This is a genomic window from Pseudomonas sp. R3-56 (genome assembly GCF_051132075.1).
Classification (GTDB): domain Bacteria; phylum Pseudomonadota; class Gammaproteobacteria; order Pseudomonadales; family Pseudomonadaceae; genus Aquipseudomonas.
The window spans coordinates 2760944-2781776 of sequence record NZ_CP071657.1 but is presented as its reverse complement, the minus strand read 5'-3'; the positions used below and the strand labels follow the sequence as shown (position 1 = coordinate 2781776).

The window sequence follows — 20833 nt, the reverse complement described above, 5'->3', positions numbered from 1 at the left end:
AAAGGAGAAAAAAAGTGATGGGGTTGCATAGATAAATATCGCTAATCCTGGCCAACGACCTTTCTTAAGATGCGCTTATCGCCCGCCAGGGTTATCCGTAAGTGAGGTCGCCATGTCATTGCCCGGTTCACGCATCCACCCTTCTCCACCCCAGGCTCCGGACTCGTTACTGGATGCCTTCCGGTCCGTTGTCACGCCCCATATCAGCGACAACCTGGGACGCCACATCGGCGCTCGGGGCCTGACGCGCTACAACCTCACCGGCAAGCTGGTGGGCACCGCGCTCACGGTGAAAACCCGCCCTGGCGACAACCTGTACATCTACAAGGCATTAACCCTGATCGAACCGGGCCATGTGCTGGTGATCGACGCCCAGGGAGACGCCACCAACGCCGTGATCGGTGAGCTGATCAAGCTCTACGCGCAGCAGCGCGGCTGTGTCGGCTTCGTCGTCGATGGCGCCATTCGCGACGTCGCCAGCTTCCAGGACACCCCTTGCTATGCGCGCAGCGTGGTGCATTGCGGCCCTTACAAAAGCGGCCCCGGCGAGATCAATGTGCCGGTCTCGATCGGCGGGATGATCGTCAACCCCGGCGACATCCTGGTCGGCGACGAAGACGGCCTGGTGGCGTTTTCTCCAGACGTCGCCGAGGAGCTCCTGCGCAAGGCCCATGAACACGACGCCCATGAACAGGAAGTCAAAGCCGAAATCGCCACCGGGGCGATCGATCAGTCCTGGCTGGACAAGGTGCTGGAAAAAGCCGGGCTGGCGAACTGACGCCCGGTTTACCGGTGCGCTGGCGATGACCCCAGCCGCACCAAGAACCGCTTGACCAGACAACCGATAAAAACAAGGTCCGCTTCCATGTCCATGCCCGAAGTCTTGAAGCCTGCGGTGCGCAGCAGATACCGCTGGGTCGTTGCCGCGCTGATTTTCCTGATCTACACCATTGCCGCCGCCGACCGCGCCAACCTCGGCGTGGCGCTGCCTTTCATCCGTAAGGAATTCGAGATGAGCAACGCCGAAGCGGGCGGCCTGATGAGCCTGTTCCTGCTGGCTTATGCCATGGCACAGATTCCTTCCGGTTTCGCCTTCGGACGGTTTGGCGTCAGCAAGATTCTCCCAGGCGCGATGATCCTGACCTCGGTGATGACCGGTCTGGTCGGCACCGCTGGTTCGTTGCTGGCGTTGAAACTGTATCGCCTGGGCCTCGGCCTGGCTGAAGGTCCATTGCCGATCAGCATGACGACCACCATCAACAACTGGTTCCCACCACGGGAAAAAGGCACGGCGTCGGGCATCTTCCTGTCTGCCGTCAAATTCGGCCCGGTGATCGTGCCGCCACTTTGCGCAGTGATCATCTCCGTCTGGGGCTGGCGAGAGATCTTCTACTTCTTCGCCATACCGGGCATCGTCCTCGCCGTGGTCTGGTATTTCATGGTGGCGGACCATCCGTCCCGCAGTCGCTTCGTCAACGAAGCCGAACTCAACTACATCGCCGACGACAAACCCGTCGCCCAGGCCGCCGAGGCCGTGCGGCCACCGGAACCGCCGGCGTGGGTCAAGAAACTCGATCGGTTCATTCGCACCCGTGATGTGGTTGCCCTTGAAACCAACCGGCAGGTGTTCAAGTCGTGGAATATCTGGGGCTGCGCCACCAGCTATTGTTTCCAGCTCGGCGTCTCGAGCGTGCTACTGGCCTGGATTCCGACCTACTTGATGACCGTCAAACAGTTCTCGATCATGAACATGGGACTGGTGTCGGCCGCACCGTGGGTAGGCGCCGTGCTAGGCAACCTGCTCGGCGGCCTCTGCTCGGACCGGTTGATGGGCGGTCGGCGCAAACCCGGCATGCTCCTGTCAGCGCTGGGCACCTCGGTGATGATGTACCTGCTGATCAACTCTCCCGCCGAGCCCCTGCCCTATGGGCTGCTGCTGATGCTGACCGGCGTGGTCCTCAGCCTCGGGTTTTCCTCCTACATGGTTTACCCGATGGGGCTTACCACCAAGAAAACGTTCCCCATTTCCAACGCCGTGGTGAACATGATCGGGCAACTGGGCGCGGCCGCGACGCCGTTCATTACCGGCCTGTTGCTGGACAACTATGGTTGGAACTATGTGTTCGCCTGGTTGGCGATCGGCTCGTTCATCAGCTTCATCATCCTGCTGACCATCGCCGAGCCAAGGCCCGCCGCCGCCCGTGCCGATTGACGCATCCAACCACCCGTGCGCAGCGCCTTGAGCTGCGCTGATTTGAAGAACAAGAGGAATTATTTATGTCTCCCGAAGACCAGGAACTGGTTGCCCTGTTTGAAGGCCTGGATACGCCCGGTGTGTCCGACGCCCTGGATAAACTCGATCTGCCCGGACAGTGTCTCGGGGTCATGCCGCTGGATAACTACCGTCAGGTGGTGATCGGCCCGGCATTCACCGTGCGCTACGTCAGCGCCAGTAGCCCGCCGGGAACGGTCGGCGACTTTATCGAGGATGTCGCCGAAGGCGATGTCGTGGTCATCGACAACGACGGGCGCACCGACTGCACAGTCTGGGGCGACATCATGACCCAATATGCCAGCAGCAAACGCATCGCCGCGACGGTGATCGATGGTGTGTGCCGGGACGTCAGCAAGGCTTTGGGCGACGGGTATCCGGTCTTCAGCAAAGGCCGGTTCATGCGCACCGGCAAGGATCGGGTCGAAGTCGCCTCGGTCAATCAGCCGGTGTCCATCGGCCAGGCCCGGGTCTGCGCCAGGGACATCGTAGTCGCCGACGCCAACGGCGTGGTGATCGTTCCTCGAGAAAGGGCCCGTGAAGTGGCCGCCTGCGCCCGCTCGATCGAAGAAGTGGAATCGCGTATTCGTGCCTTGCTCGCTGAAGGCAAATCTCTCAAGGACGCCAGAACAGCACTGAATTACCACACCTTGCAGCGCAAATCCTGACCCCGCCCGGACGTCTTCCCTGTTGCCCTCACGGCCTGCCCACGACAGTGCAGTGTGAGGGCTATTTATATTGCCGCCATATGACTCAATCTCGGAAAAAACGCAGAGCCTCCAGGGCATCAGCCAGGCGTGGTGGCCAACAACAAAGAGTCTCTGCGTTAAACCTAACCTAGTTCACGGCTGAGTTGCTCACGATCCAGAGCCCCATCCCAGCGGGCAATGAACAGCGTGGCGACACCGTTACCGATCACATTGATCAGCGCGCCGCCTTCGGAGATAAACCGGTAGACGCCTAGCACCAGTACCAGGCCTGCCGCCGGTATTACATCGATCGAACCGAGGGTTGCCGCCAGGGTGATGAACGCGCCTCCGGTCACACTCGCGGCGCCCTTGGACGTCAGCAACAGGATCAGTAACAGCGTTACTTGATGATAAAGAGACACGTCGATGTCCAGGGCCTGGGCAATGAAGATCGCCAGCACCGTCATGTTGATGCAACTGCCGTCAAGATTGAAGCAGTAGCCGGAAGGTACCACGAGGCCGACGGTGGACTTCTCGCAGCCGAGCTTCTCCAGCTTGCCCATCAGGCGCGGCAACGCCGACTCCGACGAGGAAGTGCCGAGCACCAGTACCAGCTCTTCGCGGATGTATTTGAGGAACTTCCACAGGCTGAAACCAGCCAGCCGCGCCACCAGATTCAGCACCACGAATACGAATACCAGCCCGGTAAGGTAGTAACACACCAGCAGGTTCACATAGGCCCCGAGCGATTGCACGCCGTACTTGCCCACCGTGAAAGCCATGCCGCCGAAGGCTCCCAGGGGAGCCAGGTACATGACGATCTTGAGCATGCGAAAGAACGCCTTGGCCACCAGGTCGATGGTATTGAGCAGCGGCTTGCCAGTCTCGCCCAACAATTGCAGGCCGAAGGCGAACAGCACCGAGATGAATAGCACTTGGAGGATATCGCCCTCAGTAAACGCGCCGAACACCGTGGTCGGCACAATGTGCGTGAGGAACCCGACCACGCTTTGATCATGGGCCGCCTTGGTGTAGCCCGCGATAGCCGAAGCGTCGAGGCTGGCCGGGTCGATGTGCATGCCGATACCTGGCTTGAGCAGGTTCACCCCGATCAAGCCGATCACCAGGGCTATGGTGGTCAGCACCTCAAAGTAAATCAGAGACTTGAAACCGATACGCCCGATGCGCTTAAGGTCCTGCATGCCGGCGATACCGCTGACCACCGTGCAAAATATGATCGGTGCTATCAGCATCTTGATCAGCTTGATGAACGTATCGCCCAAGGGTTTCATCTGCTCACCGAGACCGGGGCTGAAGTGACCGAGGATCACCCCCAGCACGATCGCTGCGAGGACTTGCACGTAGAGGTGCTGGTAAAACGCTTTGCGCCGTGGAAGCGGTTCATCCACGGATTCGACTGACGAGCTGATTATTTTTGTCATGGCTCTGCCTTATGGGGCTGTAATTGGGGGAGCTGAAGGTTCAAGTCACCACGTTGATCGGTTGATGGGCGGCGAACGCCGCTATATTGGCTGCCAGCACGGCTTTGAGCCGCTCGACACTGCTTTGGCTGGCCCAAGCGACGTGGGGCGTAACCAGCAAATTGGGATGTTCGCAGTGCAGCAAGGGATGGTCGGATTGGGGTGGTTCCACCTGGAGTACGTCCAGTGCAGCCCCGCCCAATCGGCCGCAGGCGAGCCCGTCGAGTACGGCGTTTTCATCTACCAGTGCACCGCGTGCGGTGTTGATGAGCAAGGCACCGGATTTCATCCGTGCGATCTCGGCGGAACCGATCAGATTACGGGTCTGCGGCGTCAATGGACAATGCAAGGTCAGCGCATCGGCGTTGGCCAATACCGTGTCGAACGCCGTGTAGCCTTCCCTCACCCGCGACGCGCCACGGTGTTCTGCAAACAGCACGGTGATGTCCAAGGCCTTGGCCAGGCGCGCCACGCGGCTGCCGATATCACCACGGCCGATGATACCCAGGGTCGAGCCTTGCAGGTCTTGGACCGGCGCTGCATGCACGCAGAAGTGGGACGACTGTGGCCACAACGTGGTCGACGCCGCACGATACGCCATGAGGTGACGACGTAGCGCAAACAGCGAACCGATCACCGCTTCAGCCACGCTGACCGCGCTGTATGCCGGCACGTTGCACACCGTCACGCCTTGATCACGGCAAGCGGCAATATCGATGCAGTCGTAGCCAGTCGCAGCCACACAGATTAGCTTCAAGCGTGGCAGTTGCCCCAGGGTAGCTCGGTCGATGCGTACCTTGTTGGTAATGGCCACATCGGCTTCGGCCAACGCTTGCACAACCTGGTCGGGAGTGGTTTTTTCTCGTTCAGTCCACGCGCTGGCCTGGGCCGGGCGCGCCAATGGCGACGGCAAGCTTGCACCGTCGAGAAACACGATATTCATACGAGCACCTGTTCAGAAATTTCGATGAGGTTCAGGTCCGGGTCGCGCACATACACCGAACGAATCGGCCCAGTGGCGCCTGTACGCGGCACCGGGCCTTCGATGATCGGCCAGGCCTGGGCCTGCAGATGGGAGATCACTTCCTCCAGCGAGGTGCTAGTGACAAAACACAGATCCAGCGCACCGGGCACCGGCAGATGGGCCTTGGGCTCGAATTCTTGTCCACGCTCATGCACATTGATTTTCTGGTTGCCGAAGCGGAACGCGAGTCGGCCGTTGCCAAAGCTCTCCAGGTGCATGCCCATGACGCGAATGTAAAAGTCTTTGCAGGCTGCTACGTCGATCGTGGTAAGAACCAGATGGTCTAGATGATCAATCATGGGGTGCGCTCCAGTTCAGCGTTGGCCACTTGCTTGCTTAGGCTGTGTACGTGATCGGGGATGGGATGCAGGTCCAGGCGTTTGCCGGCTTTGAGGATCTGGCTGGGGATGTCATGACCAATCAGACCGGGCAACTGGGCGGACGCCGCCAGTACGCGGTCCAGGTTCATGCCGGTGTCGTAACCCATCAGGTCCAGCATGTGCACCAGGTCCTCCATGCACACATTACCGCTGGCACCTGGGGTATACGGGCAACCGCCCAAGCCGCCCAGGGATGCATCAAAGCGGTCGATGCCGGCCTGCAACGCCGCCAGGGTATTGGCCAGGGCCATGCCACGCGTGTTATGAAAATGCAAAGTCAGTTGCAACTCAGGAAAGCGCTCGCGCACCTGGCGCGACAACGCCTCCACTTGCGAGGGATAGGCCATGCCGGTGGTGTCACACAAGGTGACGCCACGCACGCCCAATTCGGCGAAACGCCCGACCCAACCCAATACATCGTCGGCCGGCACGTCGCCCTGCATCGGGCAGCCAAATACCGTGGACAGCGACACGTTGACCGCCACCGGCCCGCGCCCAATTACCCCCACCACATCTCTGAGCTGGGCGAACGACTGTTCACGCGTCATGCGCAGGTTGGAGCGGTTATGCGGTTCGCTCACCGACATCACCAGGTTGGCTTCGTCGATTCCACACCCCAGCGCTCTTTCTGCCCCCCGAATGTTGGGCACTAGCACCGTGTATTCCACATCTTTATGCCGCTGAATCGCGGCCATCACGGCCTCGGCGTCGCGCAACGCGGGAATGGCCTTGGGCGAAGTGAAGGAAGTCACTTCGATCTTGGCGTAGCCGCACTGGCTCAGCGCATCGATCAAGGCGATTTTCTTTTCGGTGTCGATAAAGGTCTTTTCGTTCTGGAAGCCGTCACGAGTCGCGACTTCCTGCAGGTATAAGCGTTTCATTGAGGTACTCCTGGTTTCAGATGAGGCCGCGAGCACGCCAGGCTCTACGGGTCGGCGCATCGATACCGATGCTCTCAAGCACCGCATCTGTGTGTTGTCCAAGACTCGGCGCACGCGAACGCACACGGCCGGGCGTGGCCGTCAACTTGGGAACGATGCCGGGCAAGGTGACGGCAGTGCCGTCGTCCAACTGGCTGGCGAGTAGCATGTCGCGTGCCTGGTAATGGGAGTCGGAGGCAATGTCGGCGGCGTCATAGATCTTGCCGGAGGGGATGTTGGCGTCCTTCAACGCGGCGAGCGCATCATCAAGGTTCCGCTCGGCCGTCCACGTGGAAATTGCCGCATCAATGCGCGCCACATGGCGCACACGGCCATCGTTCTGCGCCAGTTCCGGGTCCTCGGCCAAGTCCGGGCGTTCGATCTTTTCCATCAGGCGGCGGTAGATGCTGTCGCCGTTGCCCGCGATCAATGCGTACTTTCCATCCTTGCAACGGTAGGCATTGGTAGGCGCAATACCCGGAAGGCTGCTACCGGCCGGCTCGCGCACCGTGCCAAACACCGAATACTCAGGAATCAGGCTTTCCATCATGTTGAAAACCGACTCATACAAAGCCACATCCACCTGCTGGCCAACACCGCGATTTTGTTCGCGATGGCGTAGTGCAAGCAGCACTCCGATCACACCATGGAGTGCGGACAACGAGTCGCCTATCGACACCCCGACCCGCACCGGGGTGCGTCCTAGCTCGCCGGATAGGTGACGCAAACCGCCCATGGCTTCTCCGATAACGCCGAAGCCTGGCAAGTCGCGATAAGGCCCGGTCTGGCCGTAGCCGGACACCCGCAGCATCACCAGGCCAGGGTTGATAGCGAACAGCTCATCCCAGCCCAACCCCCATTTTTCCAGTGTTCCAGGACGGAAGTTCTCGATCAGGATGTCGGCGCCCTTGACCAGCCGCTTGACCACCTCCCGGGCTTCGGCCTGACGAAGATCGAGGGTGACAGATTGCTTGTTGCGCGACTGGGCCGCCCACCAAACTGACGTACCGTTGTGCAGCAAGCGCCATTTGCGCAGGGGGTCGCCGGTGACCGGCGGTTCGATCTTGATAACTTCAGCGCCGAACTCGGCGAGGATCTTGGCGGCGAAAGGCCCGGCAATCAGTTGGCCCATTTCGACCACCTTGATGCCTTCTAGCGGTAGGCTCATGACGTTTTCCGTTCTTGTTGGAGGTGATGGTCGGATAATCCACTCAAACGCACGGCGTGAGAATTTCAAAGATTTCCACTACTCTTTCCAAACTGGAAACACAGAGGTGGATATGTTCAATTTGTTGCAGCTCGATTTGGTGTCGCTACGCCTGTTGGTATTGACCGCCAAGACGGAGAACCTGACCCAGGCCGCAAACAGTGCGCACATGACCGTTTCCGCAGCGAGCAAGCGGCTAGCTGAACTTGAAAGGGTGACCCACTGCACCTTGTTCACCCGCATGGCCCGAGGACTGCAGCTCACTCCCGCTGGGCGCGGCCTGGCAGAACATGCGCGGGCCATCCTCGACGTCGCACAGCAGATGGCCCACGACGCCACCGACTACGCGAATGGTGTTCGCGGCCATGTGCGGTTGTTTGCCAATACCTCGGCAGTGATCCAATTCCTGCCGCATGACCTGGCGATATTTCTGGCGGCCAACCCCCACGTACGTATCGAGCTTGCGGAAGCGCTCAGCGACAGCACCATCCATGCGGTGGAAAGCGGCCAGGCCGAGATAGGAATCTTTGCCGACAATGCGCCTGCTCCCGGGCTGCAAATGCAGCCCTATCGACGCGACCGCCTCGTGGTGCTGGTGCCCCAAGCCCACGAGTTGGCGCAGCGTGCCGCCGTGACCCTGGCTGACACGCTGGACTTTGATTACGTGGCTTTGAATCAGGGGAGCTCACTGCTGCGTCGCATCAACGACGCCGCTGCCAGCACTGGGAGGCTGCTGAAAGTACGGATTCAAGTCAGCAGTTTTGACGGTATCTGCCGCATGATCGAGGCTGGATTGGGCATTGGCATTCTGCCGCTCGGGTCGGTCCATCCCGAACTGCTCGAATCGAAGCTACGAGCGATACCGCTGGAGGGGGCCTGGGCGACGCGTACGTTATATGTCGGCGTGGCTGACGCCTCGCGTCTGTCACCGGAAGCAATGAACTTATATAACTACCTCGGGAGTCTGGAGTAGGAAATAGAGTTGACCGAAATCGGAGTTAAACGCTATCCCTTCTGGCGCCGTCTTGATTGACCATGCAGCGAGCTTGTGTCAGTTGCTTTTCCTTAGCGGTCTCCGCAGTCGGTAGCTGGCGCCTGGTTGCGTGGTGTCAATCATTGTCAGCGGCTTCAGGCGCAATACGATCTGGTTACTCAGGGCCTCAGCGGCAGGAGTCGTCACTCGCGATCACTCGCACACTCGGTTCGAATTGGGGCAAAACTGGGGGCACAAGTCGATTTTTTCAGGCTGTAACTACTAGAGCAAGTCAAAATGTTTTTTGGCTTGCCTGAGAGTCTTTAGACGTCGTCTGGCAGGCTGTTCGGCTGATCATTTCTGCCTTTCCACAAACCATGGAGCTCCATTCACTTCCAGTGGATGGCTACATTGGGGGCACATCTGAGGGCATGCTTTGGATGGTTTGAAAAGGATGCCCCCAGCCTAAGGCCAAGTGGGCTATTGATGAGGATACCTCCCACCGGACACTCTGCGATTCGATAGGCCGGCCTGAAGCTATCAGCGGAACGGCGGGCACTGATCTGCAGGTCGCTTTATTACGGGCGGATGACTTTGAACCTTGCTGATTGGCGCCGAGTCAGCCATCACCTGATCGCCGGATATCGGCCCCAAGCTATTCCCCTGAGCGAAGATGGCATAATATGCCAACAATCAAAAGTACCTGTTTGCATAGAACTGGAGCTAGTTATGGCGACGCGAAACGTTGTGCTCACCCCTCACCAGGAACAGGTTATCCATGACTTGGTGCAGTCCGGTCGTTATCAGAATGCCAGCGAAGTGATGCGAGAAGGTTTACGTTTATTGGAGCAGCGCGTCGCCGAAGACACCGCCAAAATTGAGGCCCTGCGTCAGGCGACCTCAATCGGCATCATGGATCTTGAGCACGGGCGCGTTACTCAGGTGAACGAAGGGGATCTGGAGCACTACCTCGAGGGCTTGAGCCTGGAGGCAACCCTCCCTGCGCGCGAGAAACACTGAGCATGCCGCAGTTTCGGATTTCCAACCCGGCGCGCGCCGACATTGTCGACATTCTCAGGCTTTCGCAGACGCAGTTCGGCGATCAAGCTCGTCAGCGCTACCAAGCGCTGATCCTCGCGGCGCTGCAAGCGCTTGCCGACACGCCTTATCGCATCGGCAGCCACGACCGCGATGAGCTTGCACCGGGCCTTCGCAGCTATCACCTCATCTATTCACGCCTGCAGGCCAAACAAACCCATGGAACGGTCAAAAGCCCACGCCATATCGTGTTCTATCGTGTGGCAAACGACGACGTGATCGAGGTCGTCAGGCTCCTTCATGACGCCATGGAAGTGCAGTTGCACTTGCCTAACGATTGATCAGCAACCTGGCCCAACGGCTTAACTGGCCGGGAATAGCGAACTATCCGGAAACCTGCGGTTTACTTGCCCAGAATGTTCTTCAACGCAGCGGTGTGGCCGGCCGGGTCGTTTACGCTGGACATCACTTCGATGATAGTGATGTTCTGATCGTTCATTGTCATCAACGAGGCCATCAGTAGTTTCAGGCCGTTGAAATCGTCGGTGCCGTCCAGGCGGTACATCTTCAAGCCGTTCACCTGAATGGTCTTCTCGCCAGTCATGCGAAAGTTGGCTGACGCGGCCTGCTGCTTTTCCTTCACGGTATCCACGGCAAGGCGAAACGCGGCGTCCGGGGTGGTGCCCGCAGTCGGCGCCGGACCTTCGGTAACGATGATGGCCCGCTCGCTTTTCGGATCGAAGTACATCGTGCCGCCGTTGTCGCTGTTCAAGGTACGGGCCTCGACGCCGTTCAGCACGAACTTCAGCTTGCCGCCTGCAAGGGACACCGCTTGCGTGTCCGATGCCGCCGTAGCGGTTTCTTCAGGCGAGGCAGCAACGGCCATGGTGGCCACGCCGCTCAAGGCAGCAAGCACGCACAAGGAACGGGTCCAGCCCAACAGCAAATGCTTCGACATTCATAGCGCCTTTGTTTTCAGGCCGTCGAATACCGACTACCTGTCGTGCGAACAGCCTAACTTACTTGCCTGCTCATTTGCCCAGGATGTCGCTCTCAGCCCTGGCTCATATCGCTCTACTGCTCAAGACTCGCCGGAGGCGCCAAGCGCGCCCTGCCATGTCGCATGCTGCAAGATACAGCGGTCCATCAGTCGAATTTGACCAGATCTTTGAAGATCAGTTTGCCCCAGCTATTTCCACGCGCTTGTACAAGCAGTCCTCCTTCCGAAAGCCCACCCAGCCTGATGGGGGCGAATCCGAGGTTTTCCGCAAGCGCACCCACCTCCTCCGCTGCGTCCTCATCGTCGCTGGCCAGGAACACGACTCTCCTGCCGCCCTGTACCGTCGGATTCTGCTCGAGGACAGTGGCGATCAAATGGTTGAATCCCTTCACCAGCCTGGCTCCCTCGAAGGCATGTTCGACCACCTTGGAAGAAGGCAGGCCCCCGAGTTCTTCAGGGGATACACCATAGGCATTCGTCACATCGATAATCGTCTTGCCCTCCCAGCTCGGCAGCGCCTTCGCAACGTCCCGGTGCGACTCGTAGCGAACAGCCAAAAAGATGATGTCCGCCTTGACTGCCTCCGCCAGTCGTTTGGGAATGATCCCCGGGCCAATCGCGGCCGCATCGGATGCAAAGCTTTCAGGGGCACGGGTGGTTGCAACAGAAACCTCGATGCCGCTTCGGGCGAATGCATTGGCAAGCGCCTGGCCGATCTTGCCGAAGCCGATAATTGCGTAGCTCATGGTTTTTCCTCAGGTGACTGCGCCCTGCGGGCTCCGAATCTGGAATGGAGCGACTGGCCGGGCGCGAACAATCAGATTTGCGCCAAGCCGCCGTCAACGGCAACTTCGCTGGCGGTCATGAAGCTGCTGTCTGCTGATGCCAGGAACGCAGCGGCTGCGCCGATTTCTGCTGGATCGGCCATGCGCTGGAGCGGATTCATCGAGGCGAAGACCTTCATGCCCTCCTCGCCCAACGCTTCCTCCGCCAGTTCGGTCGCCGTCGGCCCAGGCGACAGCACGTTGACCCGGATGCCAGTGCCCTTGAGGTCCTCCGCCCAGGTCCGAGCGAGGTTGCGCACGGCCGCCTTGCTCGCGCTGTAGACGCTGAATGCCGGAGCCCCGGTGGTGCCGGCGCTCGAGCCGGTCAGGATGATCGAGCCACCCTCGCCCATCAATGGCAGCGCCTTCTGGACCGTGAAGATCGCTCCCTTGACGTTGGTTTCGAAGATTTCGTCAATGTGCTCGGCGGTGATCTGGCCGAGAGCCTGTGGGCTTCCCGCCCCGGCATTGGCGAAGACGATGTCGAGGGTCCCGCGTTCGGCCTTCACTGTCGCGTAGAGTCGGTCGAGATCGGTCGGATCGGAAACCGACCCCTTGACTGCGCGGGCATTCGGGCCAAGCTCGGCCACGGCGGCGTCCAGCGCTGACTGGCGGCGGCCAAAGATGAAGACAAAGGCGCCCTCCTCAATGAAGCGCTTGGCGGCAGCTCGACCGATGCCGGTAGCGCCGCCGGTGATCACTGCGGTCTTTCCATTCAGTCTGGTCATGTCGTGTCTCCTCGTAGGCGTTGTACGCAAGCAGGAAAACTGATTGCTTGAGAACGAGGATGAAGCCCTGATAACCTAAGGACAAGTATGCACCTTTTGGTAAGTATCAAAAAATGACGACGTCTCCTGAAATCTGCGACACCGGATGCGGGCTCAATGCCACGCTACGCATCATCTCGGGCAAGTGGAAACCGCTGGTCCTGTTTTTTCTGCGCAACGGCCCGAAGCGCTACGGCGAACTCAAGCGCCTGATCCCAGGCGTCAGCGACAAAGTGCTGATCCAGCAATTGAAAGACCTGGAAGCCGACCGCGTCCTGGCACGGACCGACTACAAGGAAGTGCCGCCACGGGTGGACTACGCACTGACTCCGCTGGGTGGCAGCCTGGCCGAAGCAATCATCCCTCTGTGCACATGGGGGACCGAACATGCGGCGGAAATGGCAAGCATCTTCGCCGAACGCGACGCGTTACCTTCGCAAGAACCTCAGGAATCGCCAGATCGACAAACTGCCTGACAGCCATCATCTGCGGCTGTTCCAGGAGGCGTGGCGGTCGTTACTTCCCGATCCCCATCAACAGGTCGAAAAGCAATTGCGCCACCGGAGACAACGTTCGTCCACGACGCGATATCAGCCCCAGGGTTCGGCTGATCGCCGGATTCGTCAGCGGGCGCGTGACCAGGGTCGCATGCCCTTCCGCCGGCATGGCCAGCTTGGGCACCACACCCACGCCCAGCCCCGCCTCTACCAGGCTGACAAGCGCCGGAACGTGCTTCACCTCACAAAACGACCGGGGCCGGATATCGCGGTTGGCGAGCGCCTGGTCGATGAGGAAACGGTTGCCGCTGCCCTGCGCCAGGCTGATGTAGTCCACCGTTGTCAGGTCGTCCCAAGTCAGTGATTCGCGCTCGGTCAGCGGATGGCCGACTTGCAAGGCAACGACAAACGATTCCTCCAGCAACGGCTGGAACACCACGTCGGCATCCTGGGTACCTATGTAGGTCAGGCCAAAATCCGCCTCTCCCCTGGCCACCACCGTCAGGATCGCAGACGACGACTCATCGATGACCCGCACCCGGATTCCCGGGTATTTGGCGTGGTATTGCCGAATGACATCCGGCAGGAAATACGCCACCGCCGAGGGTACGCAGGCGATGGTGACTTCTCCGGAAAGTCGGTAGGCCAGGTCGTGAAAACCGATCAGCGCATTTTCCAGTTCGTTCAGCACATTCCGCGCGCGGGGCAGAAAACCACGGCCGATGGTAGAGAGTTCCACTCGACGGGTGGTGCGCTCGAACAACTGCACCCCCAGGGCCAATTCAAGTTTGTCGACCCGACGCGACAGTGCGGATTGCGACAAATGCAGCGCCTGGGCAGCCGCGCTGAAACTGCCCAGATCCGCTACAGCGAGAAAACCGCGCAGATCCGCGAGATCGAAATTCATGCGCTTCCCTCATAGATCGAACTTTTATTTGCATTTCTCTTTTTAATCAGCGACCGGCAACCTGTCAACTCAGTCGAATCCATGAGCCATTTCCATGCACAACAAAAACGAATCCACTGATGTTGCCCTTGCAGATCTCCGCCAATTGGGGCGCCTTGCCTTCCAAGGCCTGGGGCTTACGCCAGAAGCCGCCGAACAGGTCTGTGAGGTGTTGGTGCTTGCCGACTTGTTCGGTTTGACCACCCACGGCCTGAGCCGCATCGAGTCCTATGGCGAGCGCCTCGAGTCCGGCGGCATAAGCGCCGCAGCCGAGCCGACCGTGGAAGCGCTTGCCTCTGCGATCGCACGGGTCGACGGGCGCAATGCCGTCGGCCCGTTGGTCGGCATGACAGCGCTGGAGGCCGGAATGAAGATCGCCCGGCAGTTCGGCATTGGCCTGGTCCTGGCGCGAGGCAGTAATCATTTCGGCCCGGTCTCGCCCTACTCCTACATCGCGGCCGAGCAAGGCTTCGCCAGCATCATCGGCAGCAATGCGACCACCACGATCGCGCCTTCGGGCGGCAGCGATGCACGCCTGGGCAACAGTCCTCTGGGGTTCGGCGTACCAAATCCGGATGGCAATCATTTCATGCTGGACATGGCCATGAGCGTGGTCGCGCGGGCCAAGATCCGCAACGCCCTCACCCGCCAGGAAAGCATTCCGGACAACTGGGCAACGGACGTCAACGGCAGGCCCACCACTGATCCCCGCGCAGCCTTGGAAGGCTTCCTGTTACCCATCGGCGGCCACAAGGGCTACGGGCTCGCGTTGGTAGTTGACCTGCTGGCGGGGCTGCTCTCGAACGCGGCCTATCTGACCCATGTGAAATCCTGGGTCGATGCGCCGGATGAGCCACAGAACCTGGGGCACTTCTTCATCCTCATCGATACGGCACGCCTTGGCTCCGCTGACTGGCTGCAGGAGCGCATGAGCGACTTCGCATCGATCCTTCATCAAAGCCCCCCCATCGAACCCGCGTCGCCGGTCATCGTTCCCGGGGAGATCGAACTGAAGAAGATGCGGCGCCATTTGCAGGAGGGCGTCCCGGTGGATGCCGCCACCTGGCGGCTGTTGGATCAATACGCAAGTCGGGTGGCCTGAGATGACTTCATCAACGGACAACCTTGCGGCCATCTTCAGCCCCACTGGCGTGCTGCGCGCATCGATCAACGTGGGCAACCCCATCCTCGCGCGGCTGGACGAAGCCGGGAACGCGGTCGGTGTTTCGGTCGATCTGGCCGCAGCCTTCGCCGACGAGCTCGGGCTGCCGCTTGAGCTGCGCGTATTCAAAAGCGCGGGGGAATCCGTCGCGGCGGTTTCCGAGGGCCGAGCCGACTTCGGCTTCTTCGCGATCGACCCACTTCGCGCCGAACAACTGGCCTTTACCGAACCCTATGTGCTGATCGAGGGCTGCTACCTGGTCAGGGAAGACTCGCCTTTGAGCGACATCAACCAAGTGGACCAGCCAGGCCTGGCGCTGGTCGTCGGCAAAGGCAGCGCCTATGACCTGCACCTGACGCGGGAGCTCAAGCACGCCACGATTATCCGCTCACCGACTTCACCGACCGTGGTCGATATCTTCCTCGCCGAGCATGCCGATGTGGCGGCAGGCGTAAAGCAACAGCTTGAGTTCGATACCACACGCTTCCCCGGCCTGCGCCTGTTGTCGGGGCGTTTCATGGAGATTCGCCAGGCCATGGGAGTTCCCCATGCCTATGGCAAGGACGCCGCCGAATGCTTGCGACGATTTGTCGAGCGGGCCAAGGCCAGCGGCTTCGTGGCCGAGGCCATCAAGCGCCACGGCATCGTTGGCGCCACGGTCCCCGGCTGACTACCCCCCAAACGTCTTGCGTCCTATCCAATAAAAACAAGAGTAACTGACATGTTGGCATTCCTTGGCTTATCGATGGTCGTGGTATTTACCTACCTGATCATGGCGAAGCGACTTTCGCCCATCGTTGCGCTGATCGTCGTACCGGTGGTCTTTTCGATCCTCGCGGGGTTCGCGCTCACCACCGACAAGATGATGCTCGACGGCATCAAGATGGTTGCCCCATCGGCAGCGCTGTTACTGTTCGCGATCCTGTTCTTCGGCGTGTTGTTCGATGCCGGACTGTTCGACCCGATGATCAAGACGATCCTGCGTGTTGTGAATGGCAATCCGGTCAAGATTGCCGTCGGTACGGCCATTCTCTCGTTGACCACCGCACTGGATGGCGACGGCACGACCACCTACATGATCACTTGTGCAGCGATGCTGCCGTTGTACAAACGCATCCAGATGAACCCGATGATTCTCGCCAGTATCTGCGTGCTTTCGCTGAGCGTGATGGGCGGGATGACACCGTGGGGCGGGCCGGCGACTCGGGTCATCGCGGTGCTCGGGCTGGACGCCGCGGAGTTCTTCATTCCGCTGTTGCCGACCATGGCCATCGGCGCCGCCGGGGTGCTTTACATCGCGTATGTACTGGGACGGCGCGAGGTTCGGCGGATCGGTGTGGTGACGCTGGCCAGCGGTGGAGATGACTGTTACATAGATTCCATCGTCGGCCAGGGTGAGCATAAAAAACCGAAGAACGTGGTGCCCAACCTGATACTGGTATCGATGGTGATGGTCTGCCTGGTCACCGGACTGCTGAATTCGGTGATCAGTTTCCTGCTGGGATTCGTGATCGCCCTAGTCATGAATTACCCGAATCTGAACCTGCAAAAAGAGCGAATGCTCGCCCATGCTGGCAATGCCATGGTCGTTGTCTTGCTTGTATTCGCAGCGGGGGTGTTCGCGGGCATTTTCTCGGGCACAAAGATGGTCGATGCGATCGCACAGTTGATGGTGAACACCATCCCGGCTTCCTGGGCGCATCTGTTCCCGCTCGTGGTGGCGATTACCAGCATGCCGCTGACCTTTTTATTGTCCAACGACGCGTATTACTTTGGTGTCGTGCCCATTCTGGCCAACGCCGCAGCGGCATACGGCATCAGCCCCATGGAAATCGCCCGTGCTTCGGTACTGGGCCAACCTGTGCATCAGATCAGTCCGCTGGTGGCATCGACTTTATTGCTGGTCGGCATGATTGATCGGGACCTTGGAGACTTCCAAAAGAGCACCATCAAATGGGCGGTATTACTCTCGCTCCTGATGACATTCGCCTCATTACTGACGGGAGCGATCACGCTGTTTACTTGAGAGCAAGGGCAGCCTGCCAAGGAAGTCAACCACCGAGGCTCAAGATCCCGTCAGCAAATTTTCCTGGCGCCTCTTGAGGCACGTTGTGGCCAATGTCTTCCAGGATTTCCCGGCGATACGACCCGGTAAAATGACGGGCGAATGGGTCCTCCTCGGCAGGCGGATCAACCGCATCAGCGCCACCCTCCAGAACCAATGAAGGCACCCCGATCCCGGGTTGTGCGGCAAGCCGGGATTCTATGTCCCGATAGGCTGGATCTCCCTCGACCAATCCGAAACGATGACGGTACGAGTGTGTTACCACGTCAACAAAGTCGTCGTTCTCAAACGCTGCAGCGGTCGTTTCGAACGCCTCCTGGGTGAACCTCCAGGTGGGCGACCACATGCGCCATAACAAGCGGCAGAAATCCTTTCTGTTCGAGGTCAATCCAGCGCGACCACGGCTACCGTGAAGATAGTACTGATACCAGAGGAGGTGCTCAGCCTCGGGAGAAACAGGCTGGTGCGCTTCAGCGATATTCTGAATACTGTAGCCACCACAGCTGACCAAACCGCTTACCCGTTCCGGCCATAGCGCGGCGACGATGCAAGCCGCTCTTCCGCCCCAGTCATAACCCGCAAGTACAGCTTTTTCGATTTTCAGTGCGTCGAGAAAAGCCAACAGGTCGGCTCCTATTGCCGCCTGCTCTCCAGAGCGCATTGTCTGCTCATCCAGGAATCGGGTGGGGCCGTAGCCACGAAGGTAAGGCGTCAAGCATCGCTTTCCAGCTGAAGCCAGGATCCTGGCGACTTCATCGTAGGCATGCACGTCATAGGGGAAGCCGTGGAGCAACACCACGGGGGCCCCGTCGACCGGACCGACCTCCAGATAGGCGATTTCCAGAACACCGGCTTTAACAGTTTTCAACATTGCCTCCTGCGTGGCACCTGCGATCGAAAAATCGGACCAGGAAAAACACGCCCATGCTCAATGAATCGATAACCTCGCCTTCCATCAGAAGCGAGAAGCGTCCCGCCCGGAATCGACGCCAGCGCACCGCCGATTGCGCCAGGAGAACCTTCAGGCATGGGCGCAATCAGGAATGGCGGCGCGGGCAGTATGGGAGGGCAATTCCGCGAACAGCTCCTGATACTCCGCGGCAAAATGGCTGAGGTGATAAAAACCCCATTGGGCGGCGGCGTCGCCGATCGACAGATGGGACGCCCGGGTAGACATCAAGGTCCGGCGCACACCGTTGAGCCTGACGGAGCGCAGATAGTTGATTGGCGTGGTCTCGGCAACCGAGCGGAAGCTGTTCTGCACGGTACGCCGGCTCACCTGGAGGCGCTGGCAGAGGTCGTCCACGCTGGGCACGTTGTTCAGTTCCGCGGTCGCCAGACGGTGGCATTTTTCGACAATGTAACTGCGCGTCGAGCTTGGCGTGCGCTGCTGCTTGTCGCAGGCCGGATCGGTCATCAGTTGCAGCAACTCGCCGAGCATGGCCTGTTCCAGCGCCAGCTCGCGATCTTGCGTCGGGTCGAGCTCTTCGCTTGAGAGAGCCAGGGAGAATGCCGCCAGCATGCGACGGCGGGCGTCGGCATAACGTTGAGTGGGCAGCCTGATGACCGGCTGCCACAGCAATTGACCGATTTCCTTTGCCGAGGTGGTTTGTGCCAGCGCCTGCTCGAACCATTCGCGCTCGAAGGTAATGGCCAGCAGCTCCATGCCCATCGGCATATGGAACATGAACTCCTCGCCCCCGTGCAGGAAGAACAGGCTGCTGTCGTCGACCTCCCGCCCTTGCATCCGGATCGAACCCGGAACCGTGATGGGCACGGCGAAACACATCTTGCCCCGGGGCGCAACGCCGTGCTGCACGACACGCTGGTTGATCTTCTCGCGAAATACGTGGCAGCGCGCGGTGCTCAGCTGTATGAGCGAGCTCTCGGCCGAGCCGGCGGTCAGTTGGTTGTAATCCTGATTCCACTCCTGGACGGTAGCGGCGTGGACATGAATATCGCGGAAATGGCTGATGTTGTGGTTTTTCATGATGACAAAAGCCTCTGCCGATATTCTTGTTTTTGGGATCGTCTTTGTGCGCAATATTCTCACGATAGGAGAATTCTGCAAATTTATTTGATTAGCTGTCAGCACTCATGCCGGAACGCTTGTGGCGGCCAGCCAATGTGCCGATTCGGGCTACCGGCCGCGCACGGGCGACGGGGATGATCGGGACACTGAAACCGACATCCTGAGAGACCGTCATGAGTGAAGCCAAACTTGAATCCCTGCATTTTGCGGATGCCCCGCGGATCACCTCCGCCATTCCCGGCCCCAGGACCATCGAGGCCCTGGCGTTATCGGCGCGTACCGAGTCGATGGCGCGCGGCGGCGGACGCATGCCCGTGGCCATGGACCGGGCTTTTGGCGCGACCTTCAAGGACCCCGATGGCAACACCTATATCGATCTGTCCGCCGGCGTGGGCGTCAGCAGCGTAGGCCGCTGCCATCCGAAGGTGGTGCAAGCGATCCGTGAACAGTCCGAAGTGCTGATGCACGCCCTGGAAGTGAACAGTACCCGGCGCACCGAACTGGCGGCGAAGATTGCCGAAATCGGCCCTGACGGCTTGCGCGGCGATTGCATAACGTTCTTCACGCAAAGCGGCAGCGACGCGCTGGAAGCCGCGGTCAAGTTCGCCAAGCGCATTACCGGGCGGCATCAGATCATCGCTTTCCACGGTGGCTATCACGGCGTCTGGAACGCCTCGGGCGCGCTGACCACTGGCACGGCCTACCGCAAGGGCTACGGTGCCCAGATGGGCGGGGTCATTCATGCGCCCTACCCCTACGCCTATCGTTTTCCCTTCGACACCACGCACAAAAGCGCCGAGCAGATCGCCGGCGAATACGTGGATTACTTGCTGAACACCCCTTACACAGCGGCCGATGACGTGGCCGCGGTGATCGTCGAACCGGTCCAGGGCGAAGGCGGCTACGTGCCCCCGTCGCCAGAGTTTCTGCAATTGTTGCGCAAGGCCTGCGACCGCAGTGGCGCGTTGCTGATCGTCGATGAAGTGCAGTCCGGCGCGGGACGCACCGGCAAGATGTGGGCGGTCGAACATTCAGGCGTGAAGCCCGACATGCTCACCTTCGGCAAGGGCATCGGCAGCGACCTGCCGATGGCGGGCCTGATCATGCGCTCGGACCTGGCGGCGGCGATTCCTGACGGCTCGGTGCCCAATACCTTTGCCGCCAACTCACTCTCGGCGGCCGTGGCGCTGACCAATATCAGCATCCTCCAGGACCCCGAGCTCGACCTGCTCAACCGCGCCCACACGCTCGGGCTGGAAGCACAGGAACGCATCCGCGGTTTCGACAGCCCGTTCATCGGCGAGGTACGCGGTCGCGGCCTGATGATCGGCATCGAGCTGGTCGAGGACCCGGTCACCAAGGCGCCGCTGGCGCCGGCCAGGATCGGTCAACTGATGGGCTACCTGCTGAACCACGGCGTACTGATGATTCCCTGCGGTCGCTACAGCAACGTGATGCGGGTGATGCCGTCGCTGACGATCCCACGCTCGCTGTTCTTCAAGGCCCTGGACATTTTTGGCGACGCCCTGGCCACCCTCAAGGCATGACCGTCCACT

The 20833-nt window shown here is 60.0% G+C and carries 22 protein-coding genes; 11 read left to right on the top strand and 11 right to left on the bottom strand.

Features of this window, described 5'->3' with window-relative positions:
- Positions 1 to 112 precede the first annotated feature (112 nt).
- The 3 genes from J3P96_RS12625 (at position 113) to J3P96_RS12615 (ending at position 2940) form a co-directional block, all read left to right on the top strand.
- The gene (locus tag J3P96_RS12625; protein WP_434657565.1) at positions 113 to 778 is read left to right on the top strand and encodes an RraA family protein; all 666 of its coding nucleotides are present in this window, start codon (positions 113 to 115) and stop codon (positions 776 to 778) included.
- An 87-nt stretch (positions 779 to 865) separates the two neighbouring features.
- On the top strand, positions 866 to 2212 hold the full coding sequence (locus J3P96_RS12620; protein ID WP_434657563.1) for an MFS transporter: 1347 nt from the start codon (positions 866 to 868) through the stop codon (positions 2210 to 2212).
- 65 nt (positions 2213 to 2277) lie between these two features.
- On the top strand, positions 2278 to 2940 hold the full coding sequence (locus J3P96_RS12615) for an RraA family protein (RefSeq protein WP_434657560.1): 663 nt from the start codon (positions 2278 to 2280) through the stop codon (positions 2938 to 2940).
- A 164-nt stretch (positions 2941 to 3104) separates the two neighbouring features.
- On the opposite strand, the gene dctA is transcribed toward J3P96_RS12615, so the two are convergent.
- From dctA to J3P96_RS12590, 5 genes are read right to left on the bottom strand one after another with little or no spacing between them, the layout of a single operon-like run.
- Positions 3105 to 4403 (bottom strand): C4-dicarboxylate transporter DctA, encoded by a 1299-nt coding sequence (gene dctA / locus J3P96_RS12610; RefSeq protein ID WP_434657557.1) that lies wholly within the window; start codon positions 4401 to 4403, stop codon positions 3105 to 3107.
- 40 nt (positions 4404 to 4443) lie between these two features.
- The gene (locus J3P96_RS12605; RefSeq protein WP_434657554.1) at positions 4444 to 5385 is read right to left on the bottom strand and encodes a D-2-hydroxyacid dehydrogenase; all 942 of its coding nucleotides are present in this window, start codon (positions 5383 to 5385) and stop codon (positions 4444 to 4446) included.
- Positions 5382 to 5765, bottom strand: coding sequence for a VOC family protein (locus tag J3P96_RS12600; protein WP_434657552.1), 384 nt, complete (start codon positions 5763 to 5765; stop codon positions 5382 to 5384). Before J3P96_RS12600 ends, J3P96_RS12605 begins: the two co-directional genes overlap by 4 nt.
- Positions 5762 to 6727 carry a hydroxymethylglutaryl-CoA lyase gene (locus tag J3P96_RS12595; RefSeq protein ID WP_434657550.1) on the bottom strand — a complete coding sequence of 322 codons (966 nt, stop codon included), beginning with the start codon at positions 6725 to 6727 and terminating at the stop codon, positions 5762 to 5764. Before J3P96_RS12595 ends, J3P96_RS12600 begins: the two co-directional genes overlap by 4 nt.
- 16 nt (positions 6728 to 6743) lie before the next feature.
- Positions 6744 to 7934, bottom strand: a complete 1191-nt coding sequence (locus J3P96_RS12590; RefSeq protein WP_434657549.1) for a CaiB/BaiF CoA transferase family protein — start codon at positions 7932 to 7934, stop codon at positions 6744 to 6746.
- 112 nt (positions 7935 to 8046) lie between these two features.
- On the opposite strand from J3P96_RS12590, the gene J3P96_RS12585 reads away from it, so the two are divergent.
- The 3 genes from J3P96_RS12585 (at position 8047) to J3P96_RS12575 (ending at position 10325) form a co-directional block, all read left to right on the top strand.
- Positions 8047 to 8946 carry a LysR family transcriptional regulator gene (locus tag J3P96_RS12585; RefSeq protein WP_434630701.1) on the top strand — a complete coding sequence of 300 codons (900 nt, stop codon included), beginning with the start codon at positions 8047 to 8049 and terminating at the stop codon, positions 8944 to 8946.
- Positions 8947 to 9675: 729 nt separating this feature from the next.
- The gene (locus tag J3P96_RS12580) at positions 9676 to 9966 is read left to right on the top strand and encodes a type II toxin-antitoxin system ParD family antitoxin (protein WP_434657546.1); all 291 of its coding nucleotides are present in this window, start codon (positions 9676 to 9678) and stop codon (positions 9964 to 9966) included.
- Positions 9967 to 9968: 2 nt separating this feature from the next.
- Positions 9969 to 10325: a type II toxin-antitoxin system RelE/ParE family toxin gene (locus J3P96_RS12575; RefSeq protein WP_434657543.1), complete on the top strand. Its 357-nt coding sequence runs from the start codon at positions 9969 to 9971 to the stop codon at positions 10323 to 10325.
- Positions 10326 to 10387: 62 nt separating this feature from the next.
- On the opposite strand, the gene J3P96_RS12570 is transcribed toward J3P96_RS12575, so the two are convergent.
- The 3 genes from J3P96_RS12570 to J3P96_RS12560 form a co-directional block, all read right to left on the bottom strand.
- On the bottom strand, positions 10388 to 10942 hold the full coding sequence (locus J3P96_RS12570; protein ID WP_434657541.1) for a hypothetical protein: 555 nt from the start codon (positions 10940 to 10942) through the stop codon (positions 10388 to 10390).
- A 188-nt stretch (positions 10943 to 11130) separates the two neighbouring features.
- The gene (locus J3P96_RS12565) at positions 11131 to 11730 is read right to left on the bottom strand and encodes an NADPH-dependent F420 reductase (RefSeq protein ID WP_434657539.1); all 600 of its coding nucleotides are present in this window, start codon (positions 11728 to 11730) and stop codon (positions 11131 to 11133) included.
- A gap of 71 nt (positions 11731 to 11801) precedes the next feature.
- Positions 11802 to 12536, bottom strand: a complete 735-nt coding sequence (locus tag J3P96_RS12560; RefSeq protein WP_434657537.1) for an SDR family NAD(P)-dependent oxidoreductase — start codon at positions 12534 to 12536, stop codon at positions 11802 to 11804.
- A gap of 113 nt (positions 12537 to 12649) precedes the next feature.
- Between J3P96_RS12560 and J3P96_RS12555 the strand changes: the two genes are divergently transcribed.
- A complete protein-coding gene (locus tag J3P96_RS12555) occupies positions 12650 to 13051 on the top strand; it encodes a winged helix-turn-helix transcriptional regulator (RefSeq protein WP_434657535.1) in 402 nt (133 codons plus the stop codon).
- 40 nt (positions 13052 to 13091) lie between these two features.
- Here J3P96_RS12555 and J3P96_RS12550 read toward each other — a convergent pair whose 3' ends face one another.
- On the bottom strand, positions 13092 to 13979 hold the full coding sequence (locus J3P96_RS12550; RefSeq protein ID WP_434657533.1) for a LysR family transcriptional regulator: 888 nt from the start codon (positions 13977 to 13979) through the stop codon (positions 13092 to 13094).
- A gap of 94 nt (positions 13980 to 14073) precedes the next feature.
- On the opposite strand from J3P96_RS12550, the gene J3P96_RS12545 reads away from it, so the two are divergent.
- From J3P96_RS12545 to J3P96_RS12535, 3 genes are read left to right on the top strand one after another with little or no spacing between them, the layout of a single operon-like run.
- Positions 14074 to 15120: an Ldh family oxidoreductase gene (locus tag J3P96_RS12545; RefSeq protein ID WP_434657530.1), complete on the top strand. Its 1047-nt coding sequence runs from the start codon at positions 14074 to 14076 to the stop codon at positions 15118 to 15120.
- 1 nt (position 15121) lies between these two features.
- Positions 15122 to 15850, top strand: coding sequence for an ABC transporter substrate-binding protein (locus J3P96_RS12540; RefSeq protein WP_434657528.1), 729 nt, complete (start codon positions 15122 to 15124; stop codon positions 15848 to 15850).
- 51 nt (positions 15851 to 15901) lie between these two features.
- Positions 15902 to 17206, top strand: coding sequence for a CitMHS family transporter (locus J3P96_RS12535; protein ID WP_434657526.1), 1305 nt, complete (start codon positions 15902 to 15904; stop codon positions 17204 to 17206).
- Between the two features lie 25 nt (positions 17207 to 17231).
- Here J3P96_RS12535 and J3P96_RS12530 read toward each other — a convergent pair whose 3' ends face one another.
- Entirely contained in the window at positions 17232 to 18116 is an 885-nt protein-coding gene (locus J3P96_RS12530) for an alpha/beta fold hydrolase (RefSeq protein WP_434657523.1), read from the bottom strand.
- Between the two features lie 150 nt (positions 18117 to 18266).
- On the bottom strand, positions 18267 to 19235 hold the full coding sequence (locus J3P96_RS12525; RefSeq protein ID WP_434657520.1) for a helix-turn-helix domain-containing protein: 969 nt from the start codon (positions 19233 to 19235) through the stop codon (positions 18267 to 18269).
- A 215-nt stretch (positions 19236 to 19450) separates the two neighbouring features.
- On the opposite strand from J3P96_RS12525, the gene J3P96_RS12520 reads away from it, so the two are divergent.
- Positions 19451 to 20824 (top strand): aspartate aminotransferase family protein, encoded by a 1374-nt coding sequence (locus tag J3P96_RS12520; protein WP_434657517.1) that lies wholly within the window; start codon positions 19451 to 19453, stop codon positions 20822 to 20824.
- Positions 20825 to 20833: the final 9 nt, after the last annotated feature.